Source organism: Mycolicibacterium sp. 624 (assembly GCF_040548615.1).
Classification (GTDB): Bacteria; Actinomycetota; Actinomycetes; order Mycobacteriales; family Mycobacteriaceae; genus Mycobacterium.
Genome location: NZ_JBEPRZ010000001.1, coordinates 377191 through 389915, shown reverse-complemented (window position 1 = coordinate 389915; position 12725 = coordinate 377191). Strand labels below are relative to the sequence as shown.

The following is a 12725-nucleotide window of genomic DNA, read 5'->3' as shown; positions in this document are numbered from 1 at the left end:
CCATCACGCGGCGCACTCATGGCATGGGCGCGGGTCCGTTGCCGTCGTCGACGCCGGTGTCGTCACCGCTGTCGAGATCGGGTGGTCCTTCGATGCCCGAGCCGTCGTCGCCGGGCGCGGTGCCGGTGTCGGGTGAGTCGCCGCCCCCGTAGTTGGGGTTGGTGCAGATGCTGCCCTCGCAGGGGACGAAACTGCTGGTGCCGTTGGGGTTCTCGATGGCGTTAGGTGCGACGTATGTGCCCACGGGACATCCGGGGTTCTCACTTCGAGCACAGTACTCACGGCTCAGGCCATTGCCCGTCGACCCATCGGCACCGGTTGGTCCGCCGTCGACGGGTTGACCGTCGGGCCCCCAGTGCCCCGGCGGGCTGCCGCCGCCGTGGTTGGGGTTGGTGCAGATGGTTCCTTCGCAGGCGACGTAGGTATGGCTGCCGTCGGGGTTCTTGATGGCGTTGGGGGCGATGTAGCTGCCCGCCGGACAGGCGGGGTCCTCGTTTCGGGCGCAGTACTCCTGGGGGATGTTGTTGCCGGTGGAGCGGTCAGCGCCGACCGGTCCACCGTTGACGGGATTGCCGTTGTCGTCCCAATGGCCTCCGGTTGGGGTCAGCGAGACGAACGGTCCGACGTAGGTGCCAGCCGCGCAGTTGGGGTGCAGATTCTGGGCGCAGAACTGAATGCTCGCGGGGTCACTGGTATGCGCATTCGGAGACGAGGGAAGTGGTGCCGCTGGAGAGGGGCTGCCGGCGGCGGGGGTTGAGGTGTTGCCTCCGCAACCAGCGAGGATCAAGGCCAGCACAGTGGCCGCCACTGCGGCGAGTACTCGGTGAATCAAGAAGCTTCCTTCACTTGAACTTTGGGACTTGAGAGCTGGTTAGGCGGCTTTGTCGGTAACGATCAGGTCGTGGCCGCCGGCTTCCCAGGCACCTTCGAATGTTTGGAGGTCGATTTGTTCGCCCCCGCCGTCCCCGGTGCCGCTATCGGAGAGGTAGACGATGCGCTGGGCGGTGTCGACGGCGGCGACGACAACGGAGTGGTCGTCTTCGGTGTGGTCGCCGTCCTCGCCCCAGATCGTTTCGGCGTTGACCCCGACGATTGCCTTGCGTCCCTCGCTGAGGTACTGCTGCAGGGCTGGGAGTCCCGTGGGGATCGGGCCGTCGTCATCCGTCGCGGTGGCGCTGATTCCGTAGTGCTCCAGCAGTGCGATCTGGTCGGCTGAGGATGTGCCGTTGTCGGAGTCGGGATTGTCGGGATCGAGTGGGGTGTAGATCCGGTTCCCGGAGCCATCCGGGTCCTGTGTGCTCGAGGCGATCACGATGATCGCGTCCTCACTGGGCGCATCACCGGTGAGAAGACCGACGACGGTGGCGACGGCCATCAGACCGCAGTCGTGGAAGTTCTGCTCCACCCAGTACTCGCTGCCTTCATCGGGGTTACCGAAGACTGGGCCCTCGGCGGTGGCAGCGGGCACTGCCTCCTCGGTGACGGTGCTGCTGCACCCCGCCACTGTCGTAATCGCCGCTATCAGCCCAACGAATACTGCGCGGGTCCGTTGCCGCACTGCACGCCCCTGTTCTACACGCTTCCTGATTGACGCGTATCGCCGCGGAGGAAAGTACGGGGGTGACGATTCCGCCGCCTTCGAGAAGTCCCGCTGTTATCGAAATCTCACTCGTATGGAGCACGGGGTTGGCAGCGTGGAGTGATATTTCGAAAGTTGCGGAGACGTCGAAAGCGCCGCGGTCATCGACCTCCGTAGCCTGCCCTGCTGAGCCACCGTCTTTTCTCAGTGCGATGGAATGGCTTGGATGAGAGTGGTCCGGCTCTGCTAGGTGAAGGTGAACAGGTGAATGAGACCCGCGCGGGGCAGTACGAGGATCAACATGGAGCGGGTGAGGGCCTGCTATCGGTTGGTTCGCGGGTGGGTGTCCGGCTGGCCGCCGATCGTACGATCCAAGGTGTAGTTGCCGATGACTACGGCGAAATGTCCGATACCATAACGGAATTAGGGTCCAATCGCGTCATTGCCCCGGCTCGTCGGTGGGCCGTGATCGGTGACGACGGGACACTCGTGTTCGCCGACACTCACCAGATTGTGGTCGAGAGGATCGCGATCACTTCTGCAGAACTCGAATCGGAGGACGGCCAGGGTGAGGGGGATGACGAGGTGCCAGGATCGCCTGACCAAGGCGAGACCGAGTAGCAGTGCCCGACGGAATGGTCAGCGACGCATCGGCTCTGAGGAACCACCTACTGAGGCTGCTCCGGCACGGCGGACCAATCACCACATCGGAGCTGCGCCAACGCAGTCATGAGTCGGGGTTCGACACTGCCCACATCGAGTCGGTCTATCGGAACCTTCTCGTTCTCCAGCGGCGCGGGTTAGTCACGCGTGTCGACGTCCGCGGCCGTCACGCCTACTGGGCCACGACCGAGATCAGTTGACCGTCAGGATGGCATGTGATGACGGAACCAGTCAGAGATGTGGCCGACTGTGCGGTCCACGACGTCGGGCTGGTCGTAGTACTGGAAGTGGTTGGTCCCGTTCTCCCAGATCAGCTTCTTGTCCTGGGCGGGGATCGACTCGAAGTGCCGTCGCGCTGATGCCGGGTTCATGCAGGTATCCGAATGGATGACGAGTGCTGGTCTCTGGAGCTTGGCGACACCGGGCACGGTCGTGTAGTCGAAGTGGTCGAGGTCGCTCATGATGGCGTAGCGGTTCTCCCAGCCCTTGAGCGTCCAGGATCCATACCAGCTCCACACCAGCGGACCCGGCAGGCCGGCATCGGATCCGGCCACCGGATCGCCGAGGTCAGGTGACACCAGGGGCTGGTACACAACCTCGCCGGTCTCCGCATAGCGCTCCTTGGCGGCGCGTGCGCGTTCGAGTCTGGCCGCGAGCAACGCCTCCAACTGCTCGGTCGTAGGCGCGGTCGCCGGGTCGAATGGGTTCTCGCTGACGCCGGCGGCGATCATGAACAAGTCGGTTTCCCGATCGCGGTAGTAGCCGGTCACTGCGGCGACTGCCCTGATCCGCTCGTCGTAGGAGGCGATATCGAGCATCTCAGGGCCACCCTGGCAGACGCCGGCCCCGAAGACGCGGGCAGCGTCGACGTCATCGCGGGTCAGCAGATAGTCGATCGCCGATACGGCATCCTCGTTCTTCATCTTGGGGTTCTCGAGCCGGCGAGGGGTGCCGCTGCTCTCGCCGACGGTGCGCGGGTCGAAGGCCAGGGCCACGAAACCCTCATCGGCAAATCTCGTGGCGTAGTGGATTGGAGCTTGCTCCTTCTCGAACGAGTAGGGCCCCAACATGACTACCGCAGGGAACGGTCCTGCACCGTGAGGCCGGTGCAGAACACCGACGACGTTCTCGCCGTGCGAGGGAAAGGTGACTCGCTCAGGTGTGTAGTTGCCATGTTCGGCCATGTGTTCCTCCGCGAAAGCTGTTTCAAACCAGTGATGTTGGCCATTCGACGGCACCGTGCGCGCCACTTGACGGTGTGACGCTAGGTCACCCAGACCGTTGACACCTTCGAATAGTCACCGAATTTGCCGAATCCCCCGTGGAGCATCGGGGCCTGCGGGCCAGGTCCACCAACCCCTCTGCGCAGCGGTGGCTGCATTTGCGGTGGGAAGTAACCCTGCGTACAAAGGGGTGTCAGCTAGTGAGCTGGGCGGGAGCGGGGCGCGGACATGACACGATCACCGGGCAATGATCGCCCACAACCCTCGTCGCCGAGCGCGGCGTCCCCGGAGCGGACTCCGTGAGCATCGAGTTCGATTTCGTCAGCCAGGAACTCAACGGGTCGGCGGACTGCTTCTTTCTGCAACCCGATCACATCCTCATGGTGTATCTGGGCGGACAGGTACGGGCTAAGGAATACGAACTCGAACGCATTCCGTCGAGACGCATTGAGATGCCCCGAACGGGCAATGTCTGGGTACTGCCGGCCGAACACCGTGGTGCCGCGCAGGCTCGTGGCAATACCGTCGCCAACTACTGTCAACTGACCGTATCGGTTGGTGCGCTCGGCTCGCGGCCACTGCGACCGACGGTCGAGCGGGACCCACTGCTATATCAACTGGTTGCACGGATGAACGACGTTCGCCATCGCGAGGACGTCACCGCGAGGATCCTCCAGGAATCGCTCACAGAGACTGTGCGCATACACATCAGCGACCGCTATGCCCCCCAATCCGCTACGCAGCGGGCGGATTCGCCCACCGTGCTGAGCGCGGCCACTCAAGCCCTATTGCGCGAGTATCTCGCGGACAGCTTCGACTCCACGATCAACCTGGCTGCCTTGGCTCAGATGGCGGGCATGTCGACCAACGTTTTCATCAAGGCCTTCGCCGAGGCCTTCCGGGCCACCCCATACCAGTACCTGCTGGGTCAACGGATCGCGCACGCCAAGACGCTCCTGGCGGGCACGACGATGACCATCACCGAGGTCAGCGCCGCGGCCGGCTTCTCCACTCCGAGCCACTTCGCCACGACATTCCGCAACCGGGTGGGTGTCACCCCATCGCAGTATCGCCGCCACACTTGACCTGCGCGGCCCGCGACTAGCTGCAGACCGCGCCCGTGGCCGCCGAGCCGACCAGCTTCGTGTACTTGGCCAGGACGCCGGTGGTGTAGACCGGCGGCAGCGGCTCGAAACCGGCCTTGCGGGACTCGAACTCGTCGACGTCGACCAGCACGTCGAGGGTGCCCTTGCCGACGTCGAGGCGGATGCGGTCACCGTCGCGCAGGAACGCGATGGGGCCGCCGTCGACGGCCTCGGGAGCGATATGCCCGACGCAGAGGCCCGTCGTACCGCCCGAGAACCGGCCGTCGGTCATCAGCAGCACGTCCTTGCCCAGGCCCGCACCCTTGATGGCGCCGGTGATCGCGAGCATCTCGCGCATGCCCGGCCCGCCCTTGGGGCCCTCGTACCGGATGACGACGACGTCACCGTGCGTGATGGTGCCGTCCTCGAGCGCGTCGAGTGCCGCCCGCTCGCGCTCGAAAACCCTTGCGGTGCCCTCGAACACGTCGGAGTCGAAGCCCGCCGACTTCACCACGGCGCCCTCGGGTGCCAGCGAGCCGTGCAGGATCGTGATGCCGCCTGTCGGGTGGATCGGGTTGTTCATCGCCCGCAGCACCTTGCCGTCGGGGTCCGGCGGCTCGATGTGGGCCAGGTTCTCGGCCATGGTCTTACCCGTCACCGTCAGGCAATCCCCGTGCAGCAGACCGGCGTCCAGCAGGGCCTTCATGACGACGGGCACGCCACCGATCTCGTCGACATCCTTCATCACATGTCGGCCGAATGGCTTCACGTCAGCAAGGTGCGGCACCTTCCGTCCGACCCGCGTGAAGTCCTCGAGCGTGAGCTTGACCCCTGCCTCCCAGGCGATCGCCAGCAGGTGCAGCACCGCGTTGGTGGAACCGCCGAATGCCATGACGACGGCGATGGCGTTCTCGAACGCCTCCTTGGTGAGAAGGTCGCGCGCGGTGATACCGCGGCGCAGCATCTCGACCACCGCCTCACCGGACTTGCGCGCATACTCGTCGCGTCGCTTGTCGATGGCCACCGGGGACGCGCTGCCCGGCAGTGACATGCCCAGCGCCTCGGCGGCCGATGCCATGGTGTTGGCGGTGTACATGCCGCCGCAGGCGCCCTCGCCGGGGCAGATGGCGCGCTCGATGATGTCGACGTCCTCCCGGGACATCAGCCCGCGGGAACAGGCCCCGACGGCCTCGAAGGCGTCGATGATGGTGACTTCCCTCTCGGTGCCGTCGGTCATCTTGGCGACGCCCGGCATGATCGACCCGTTGTAGAGGAACACCGAGGCCAGGTTGAGTCGGGCGGCGGCCATGAGCATGCCGGGAATCGACTTGTCGCAGCCCGCCAGCAGCACCGTGCCGTCGAGGCGCTCGGCCTGCACAACGGTCTCGACGCTGTCGGCGATGACCTCGCGGCTCACCAGCGAGAAGTGCATGCCCTCGTGGCCCATCGAGATACCGTCGGAGACCGAGATGGTGCCGAACTCAAGCGGATAACCGCCGGCCTCGTGCACACCACCCTTGACCGCCTGCGCCAGGCGCTGCAGCGACATATTGCACGGGGTGATCTCATTCCACGACGACCCGACACCGATTTGCGGCTTGACCCAGTCGTCATCGGTCATGCCGACGGCGCGCAGCATGCCGCGAGCGGCGGTCTTCTCGAGGCCATCGGTGACGTCGCGGCTGCGGGGCTTGATATCGGGCGTGCTTTCTGAGGGCATTGGACGATTATGCGCCTGAGCAGTGAGCCCACCAAACCAATTCCGATACCCCTGAGGGGTATGAGGTACCATGGATGCATGAAGCTGACGACTGCCCGCGTTGTGGCCCTGACCTCCGCGCTGGCCACCGCACTGTTCGTGTCGGCCTGTTCCAGCCCGCCCGCATCGGACGGCCACGCCGACCAATCGCACCACAGCGAGACGTCCGCCGCAGCGCAGGGGGCGAATTTCAACGATGCCGACGTGGTTTTCGCGACCGACATGATCCCGCACCACCAGCAGGCGATCGAACTGTCGGCGCTGGTGCCCGAACGCTCCTCCGACCCGGCCCTCGTCGAACTGGCGGCGGCCATCTCCGGGGCCCAGAAGCCCGAGATGGAGGCGCTGAAGGTGTTCCTCGTGCAGTGGCGGGGCGGCGAGTCCACAGAGTCCAGTCCAGATCCTCATGCGGGACATGACATGGGCTCCATGGACGGCATGGTCGACGGACCCACCATGGCGAAGCTGGAGACGCTGCGGGGTGCCGAGTTCGACACGCTGTGGTTGCAGTCGATGATCGGCCATCACGAAGGGGCCATCACGATGGCCAACACCGAGATCGCCGACGGTGCGAACACGGATGCAAAGGCGCTCGCCAAGCAGATCGTGACCGCCCAGCAGACCGAGATCGATCAGATGAAGCAGATGTTGGGAGCCTGATATGGCCGATGAGACAGAGGTTGCCGCCGCGCACGGGTACTCGCCGAACAAGGAGAACTACGCGAAGCGGATGCGGCGTATCGAGGGCCAGGTCCGCGGGGTCGCCAAGATGATCGACGAGGACAAGTACTGCATCGACGTCCTCACGCAGATCAGCGCCGTCAAGAGTGCGCTGGAGTCGGTGGCGCTCGGCCTGCTCGAGGAGCACCTCGGCCACTGCGTCACCCATGCCGTGGCTGAGGGTGGCGCTGAGGCCGACAAGAAGCTGGCTGAGGCGTCGGCGGCGATTGCCAGGCTGGTCCGGTCCTGATCCCCTCGCCCCGTAACGGCGGTCCACGCACCGGGGAGACGGAGGTAACGATGTCGGCCCGCGCGGCGATTAACACTGCAGTTCAGCGCACTTTTGGAAGAGCCAGGGCCCAGGCCGGGCCGATATCGCCGCGAGGGCCAGGCCCTGGCGTTGTGCCACACTGGTTTCAGATTTGGTTATGGAGGTGGCGTATGCCGCAAGGGACGTTGAGGAGACTGGCCACCGCGATCTTCGCGGTTGGACTGGTCGGTGGAGTAGTCGGTAGCCCGTCAGCGATGGCGGATCCGGAGGTGGGCCCCGATCCGGCGGTGGTCGACACACCACCAGTCGTGGCGGCCCCACCACCGCCGCCACCGGCGTTCCCGATGCCCTGGGACCCACCGGCTCCGCCGCCACCCCCGACTGAACCGGCGGCGCCGCTGAACCAGTACGGCGCGCCCGCGGTGATCCCGGAAGGTACGCCCGCGGGCCAGAACCCGACGCCGTACACCGGTGAGCCGGTTTTCTCGCCGCCGACGTTCAACCCGGTCAACGGGTCGATGGTGGGTGTGGCCAAGCCGATCTACATCAACTTCGCACGGCCGATCGCCGATCGGGCGCTTGCTGAGCAGGCCGTTCGGATCACGTCGAGCCCGCCCGTGGCTGGTCGGTTCTACTGGGTCACCGACACGCAGCTGCGGTGGCGTCCGCAGGACTTCTGGCCGGCCAACACGACGGTGAACATCGACGCGGGAGGCACCAAGTCCAGCTTCCGCACCGGTGACTACCTGGTGGCCACGATCGACGATAAGACCCACCAGATGGAGATCCGGCGCAACGGCGAGCTCGAGAAGACCTTCCCCGTGTCGATGGGCAAGCCCGACGGCAAGCACGAGACCCACAACGGCACCTACTACGTGCTGGAGAAGTTTGCCGACATGGTGATGGACTCGTCCACATACGGTGTGCCGGTCGACTCCGCCGAGGGCTACAAGCTCAAGGTCCAGGACGCGGTGCGGATCGATAACAGCGGAATCTTCGTGCACAGTGCGCCGTGGTCGGTCGGCGATCAGGGCAAGCGCAACGTCAGCCACGGCTGCATCAACCTCAGCCCGGCCAACGCGCAGTGGTTCTACGACAACTTCGGCAGCGGCGACCCCGTCGTCGTCAAGAACTCCGTCGGGCTCTACAACAAGCCCGACGGTGCGTCGGACTGGCAGATGTTCTAGCCGACACACACCAGCTCAAGCGAGGTTGCCCCCGGAGTCCAAGACTCCGGGGGCAACCTCGTTTCGTCTGCCATGTTGTGCGATGTCAGCCCTGGCGTCATTCCAGGGCAGAATTTGCCACATGCCAATCCCCTCGCTCCTTTCGCCAGTTGGTGGCATTCTTTGAGCAGGGGTGGACATGGCTGAAAACGGAACGAGACGAAAGCGACCGGGTAAACCGAAACGCGGCAGGCCCGCAGGCAGGGATCCGGAGGTGACGCGCGCCTGGATTCTGCGCGCGGCCCGCACCGTGTTCGGGCTGCGGGGCTACTCGGCCACCAGCGTGCGAATGGTCGCCGAGCAGGCCGGGCTATCGGTGACCGGCGTCTACTACCACTTCAGCAGCCTCGAGGAGATCTACGACGAGGTCGTCGCGGACACCGTGGCCACCCTTGAGGCGATTATCGGCGAGGTCCTCGAGCAGCCGACGATTCGCGCGCAAATCCGAGCGCTCATCTTCGCGATGCACAGGCTCGACTCCCAGGACAGATCCATCATGGCGTTCATGGTCCGGACCTACCTCGACGCGGCGCGCAGCCCGGAGGTGGGCCGCGACAGCGGGCCCCTGACGGCGGGTACCGCGTACTTGTTCGTCACGATGGTGCGCTCGGCGATCAGCCGCGGTGAACTTCCACCGGACAGCGACGTCCGCACCACGGTGGGCCTGCTGGCCTCGATCCTGTGGGGGGTGGGCCTGTACTCGGGATTCGTCGAGGACGCCGACGCGATGGCGGTCATCTTGAACCAGGTCGACGACATGTTCGCCCACGGGCTCGTGGGTCCAGGCTCCTCCGAGAAACCGCCCCGTCTGGTTGGTTAGGCGCCGCGTTTGGCTAAGCCGCGCCTAGCTCCAGATGCGTACCCGCGCGGCGGGCTCCAGGTAGAGCTCGTCGGCCGTGTCGACATCGAACGCGTCGTAATACGCGTCGATGTTGCGGACCACGGTGTTGCAGCGGAACTCCGGCGGCGAGTGCGGGTCGATGGCCAGCCGCCGAATCGCCTCCGCGTCGCGGGACTTGGTGCGCCACACCTGAGCCCAGCCGAAGAACACCCGTTGCGCGCCCGTGAGGCCGTCGATGACGGGTGCCTCCTTGCCGCCCAGTGACAGCTCGTAGGCCAGCAGGGCGATGGACAGCCCGCCGAGATCGCCAATGTTCTCCCCGACGGTGAACGCGCCGTTGACGTGCTGGCCCTCACCGAGTTGGCGGGGCACGAGGTGGTCGTACTGCTCGATCAGCGCCTTGGTTCGGACGCCGAACTCGGCGCGGTCGCTGTCGGTCCACCAGTCGACGAGGTTCCCGTCGCCGTCGTACTTGGCGCCCTGGTCGTCAAAGCCGTGCCCGATCTCGTGTCCGATAACGGCCCCGATACCGCCGTAGTTCGCGGCGTCGTCGGCCTCGGCGTCGAAGAACGGGGGCTGCAGAATCGCCGCGGGAAACACAATCTCGTTCATCCCGGGGTTGTAGTACGCGTTGACGGTCTGCGGGGTCATGAACCACTCATCGCGATCCACCGGCTGGCCCAGCTTCGCCAGTTCCCGGTCGGTGGCGACGGCCTGACCGCGCAGATAGTTGCCGTACAGGTCGGTGCGGTCGATCACCAGTGTCGAGTAGTCACGCCACTTCGCCGGATACCCGATCTTGGGCGTGAACTTGTCGAGCTTGGCGAGGGCGCGCTGCCGTGTCTCGGGAGTCATCCACTCCAGATCGCTGATGCTGACGCGATAGGCCTCGCGCAGGTTGGCCACCAGCTCGTCCATCCGCGCCTTCGCTCCGGGCGGGAAGTGGCGTTCGACGTAGAGCTTGCCGACGGCGTCGCCCATCAGGTTCTCGACGAGTGAGACGCCGCGCTTCCACCGGTCGCGGATCTCCTCGGTGCCGCTCAGGGTGCGGCCGTAGAAGTCGAAGTTCTCGGCGACGATCTCGTCGGTCAGCATCCCCGCGCGGCCACTGATCACCCGCCACCGCAGCCAACGCTTCCAGTCCTCAATGTCGCGCTGCGCCCACAGCGCGGCGAACGCGGTCAGGAAGTCGGGCTGGCGCACCACGACCTCGGCGACGGTGCCCTCGGTGGTCCCCAACGCGTCGACCCAGCCGGTCCAGTCGAAGCCGGGCGCCTCATTCGGCAGATCGGCGAACGTGCGCAGGTTGTAGGTCAGGTCGGCGTCGCGGCGCTTCACCACGTCCCAATGGGCCGCGGCCAGGTCGGTCTCCAACGCGACGATGCGTTCGGCAGTCGCCGCCCACTCACCTGGCTGCGGCTCCTGCCCGAACACCAGCCCGAGCATGCGTGCGATGTGGCCGGGGTAGGCGGCCAGGATCTCGGCGTGCGAGGGGTCGCGGTAGTAGGACTCGTCGGGCAGCCCGAGGCCCGACTGCGAGAGGTGCAGCAGGTAGCGGGTGGAGTCCTTGGAGTCGGTGTCGACGTACACACCGGCGCCCCCGCCGATGCCGCCGCGCTGCAACGCACCCATCACGGCGGCCAGGCTGACGAGGTCCGCGGCGGAATCCACCGCGGCCAGCTCGTCGAGCAATGGCCGCACGCCGGCGGCCGTGACCGCGGCCTCGTCCATGAAGCTCGCGAACAGGTCACCGACGCGCTGCTCGTCCGTGCCGGCGGCCCCGCCTGACGCGGCCGCCTCACCGATCAGATCACGCACCTGTTCCTCGGCGCGGTCGGCGAGCAGACGGAACGCACCGTCGGTCGCGCGGTCGGCGGGGATGTCGTAGTCGTTGAGCCAGCGGCCGTTGACGTGGCCGAACAGGTCGTCTTGCGGGCGTGCCGCCTCGTCGACGTAGGACAGATCGATTCCGGAGCGGATGGCTTCAAGCGTCACTCCGCCATCCTGCCATCGCCTGGCAAGTGCGTGCCGTGGCGCCGGGTACCCTCACGCCATGCCCGACGAGGTCACGGTGGAGCAGACCGTCAAGGTGGAGCAGGCCGAGAACGACGGCGGCGGACTCAGCGGTTACGGGATCGGGTCGGTGGTACTGGGGCTTGTAGCGGTGGTGGCCGCTGTCCTGGCGTTCATGATCTGGTCGGGTCACCGCAGCGATGTCGCCGAGCGCACCTACCAGACCGACGTCCTGCGGACCGCCGCCGATTGGACCACCGTCCTGATCAACATGGACAAGGACTCGATCGACGACAGCCTGCGCACACTGCACAGCGGGACCGTCGGCCAGCTGAACGCCGACTTCGAGAGCACCGTCGAGCCGTTCAAGCAGCTGGTGGCGAAGTTGCAGTCGCAGACCACCGGCCAGGTCGAGTCGGTGTCGATCGAATCGCTCTACCACCAGCTTCCCGGCCCGGCCGGAGCGCCACCGCAGCCCGAACTGTCCACGGTGGCCTCACGCACCGACACGGTGCTCGTGGTCGCGACGTCGATGAGCCAGAACGCAGGCGGCACCGAACCGCGCCCCGTGCGCTGGAATCTGCGCCTCGGGGTCTCCGACGTGGACGGCAAGCTGCTGATCTCGCGGCTGGAGTCCCTGCGATGAGGAATGCACTGCGGGTCGCCGCGGTCGACGTGCTGGCCCCGCTGGCCGCCATCGCCGCTCTGGTCTATGTGGGGGCCGCTCTGTCGTGGCCGCTGTGGTGGGTGTCGGTGTGCTCGGTGGCGGCACTGTTGATCGTGCAGGGCATGATCGTCGACTTCGTGCTGTACCGGCGTGACGGTGTGACGATCGGTACCGACGACGACGGACCCGTGCTGCGTCTGGCCGTAGTCGGTCTGGCGGCGGTGGCGCTGGTGGCCGCCGTCGCGGTCGGCTACACACAGTGGACGGCGCCGGACCGTGCCATGCGCGCCGACATCACCGAGGTGGTGGGCATCGCAAGCAGCGTCGCGGAGGCTTCGGCCACGTTCACCCCGCAGGACCCGAACGCATCGATCAACCGGGCGGCAGATCTGATGACGTCCGAGCGAGCGCAGGCCTACCGCGCCGAATTCGAGTCGGTGGCAAAGGAACTCACGAGCAGGAACGTCTCAGGGCAGGCGTCCACGATCTCGGCTGGCGTGGAGGCCATCGGCCCGGAGGCCGCCAGCGTCGCGGTGGTGATGCGGGGTACGCAGAACGCGCCGGGCAAGCCGCAGGACGTGGCGGTGCTGGCGTTGCGGGTGGCGCTGACCAAGGCCAGCGGCAAGTGGTTGGTGGTCGACGTCTCGCCGATCAACGCCCGCTGATCGCCGGCGTCAG

The 12725-nt window shown here is 66.1% G+C and carries 13 protein-coding genes; 8 read left to right on the top strand and 5 right to left on the bottom strand.

The window, feature by feature from the left end:
* Window positions 1–16 precede the first annotated feature (16 nt).
* Together ABIA65_RS01695 and ABIA65_RS01690 are read right to left on the bottom strand one after the other, a co-directional pair.
* The gene (locus ABIA65_RS01695) at window positions 17–832 is read right to left on the bottom strand and encodes a hypothetical protein (RefSeq protein ID WP_371746890.1); all 816 of its coding nucleotides are present in this window, start codon (window positions 830–832) and stop codon (window positions 17–19) included.
* Window positions 833–871: 39 nt separating this feature from the next.
* Window positions 872–1558 (bottom strand): C39 family peptidase, encoded by a 687-nt coding sequence (locus ABIA65_RS01690; protein WP_241401762.1) that lies wholly within the window; start codon window positions 1556–1558, stop codon window positions 872–874.
* A gap of 285 nt (window positions 1559–1843) precedes the next feature.
* Between ABIA65_RS01690 and ABIA65_RS01685 the strand changes: the two genes are divergently transcribed.
* A complete protein-coding gene (locus ABIA65_RS01685) occupies window positions 1844–2200 on the top strand; it encodes a hypothetical protein (protein WP_354522404.1) in 357 nt (118 codons plus the stop codon).
* A gap of 245 nt (window positions 2201–2445) precedes the next feature.
* Here ABIA65_RS01685 and ABIA65_RS01680 read toward each other — a convergent pair whose 3' ends face one another.
* On the bottom strand, window positions 2446–3426 hold the full coding sequence (locus tag ABIA65_RS01680) for an alpha/beta hydrolase (protein ID WP_354522403.1): 981 nt from the start codon (window positions 3424–3426) through the stop codon (window positions 2446–2448).
* A gap of 338 nt (window positions 3427–3764) precedes the next feature.
* On the opposite strand from ABIA65_RS01680, the gene ABIA65_RS01675 reads away from it, so the two are divergent.
* Window positions 3765–4550, top strand: coding sequence for a helix-turn-helix domain-containing protein (locus ABIA65_RS01675; RefSeq protein ID WP_354522402.1), 786 nt, complete (start codon window positions 3765–3767; stop codon window positions 4548–4550).
* A gap of 16 nt (window positions 4551–4566) precedes the next feature.
* Here the strand turns inward: ABIA65_RS01675 and ilvD are convergent, their stop codons facing one another.
* A complete protein-coding gene (gene ilvD, locus ABIA65_RS01670; RefSeq protein WP_354522401.1) occupies window positions 4567–6270 on the bottom strand; it encodes a dihydroxy-acid dehydratase in 1704 nt (567 codons plus the stop codon).
* A 78-nt stretch (window positions 6271–6348) separates the two neighbouring features.
* On the opposite strand from ilvD, the gene ABIA65_RS01665 reads away from it, so the two are divergent.
* From ABIA65_RS01665 to ABIA65_RS01650, 4 genes are all read left to right on the top strand, one after another.
* Window positions 6349–6969 carry a DUF305 domain-containing protein gene (locus ABIA65_RS01665; RefSeq protein WP_354522400.1) on the top strand — a complete coding sequence of 207 codons (621 nt, stop codon included), beginning with the start codon at window positions 6349–6351 and terminating at the stop codon, window positions 6967–6969.
* A gap of 1 nt (window position 6970) precedes the next feature.
* Window positions 6971–7279 (top strand): copper-sensing transcriptional repressor RicR, encoded by a 309-nt coding sequence (gene ricR, locus ABIA65_RS01660; protein ID WP_305853314.1) that lies wholly within the window; start codon window positions 6971–6973, stop codon window positions 7277–7279.
* 191 nt (window positions 7280–7470) lie between these two features.
* Window positions 7471–8487, top strand: coding sequence for a L,D-transpeptidase (locus ABIA65_RS01655; protein WP_241401756.1), 1017 nt, complete (start codon window positions 7471–7473; stop codon window positions 8485–8487).
* Between the two features lie 253 nt (window positions 8488–8740).
* The gene (locus ABIA65_RS01650) at window positions 8741–9346 is read left to right on the top strand and encodes a TetR/AcrR family transcriptional regulator (protein WP_354522399.1); all 606 of its coding nucleotides are present in this window, start codon (window positions 8741–8743) and stop codon (window positions 9344–9346) included.
* Window positions 9347–9370: 24 nt separating this feature from the next.
* Here ABIA65_RS01650 and ABIA65_RS01645 read toward each other — a convergent pair whose 3' ends face one another.
* Complete coding sequence (locus ABIA65_RS01645; protein WP_354522398.1) at window positions 9371–11362, bottom strand: M13 family metallopeptidase; 1992 nt, start codon at window positions 11360–11362, stop codon at window positions 9371–9373.
* 58 nt (window positions 11363–11420) lie between these two features.
* Between ABIA65_RS01645 and ABIA65_RS01640 the strand changes: the two genes are divergently transcribed.
* Both ABIA65_RS01640 and ABIA65_RS01635 read left to right on the top strand, forming a co-directional pair.
* A complete protein-coding gene (locus ABIA65_RS01640) occupies window positions 11421–12026 on the top strand; it encodes a hypothetical protein (protein WP_241401753.1) in 606 nt (201 codons plus the stop codon).
* The gene (locus tag ABIA65_RS01635) at window positions 12023–12712 is read left to right on the top strand and encodes a hypothetical protein (RefSeq protein ID WP_354522397.1); all 690 of its coding nucleotides are present in this window, start codon (window positions 12023–12025) and stop codon (window positions 12710–12712) included. The genes ABIA65_RS01640 and ABIA65_RS01635 overlap by 4 nt, the downstream gene beginning before the upstream one ends.
* The last annotated feature ends 13 nt before the right edge of the window (window positions 12713–12725 follow it).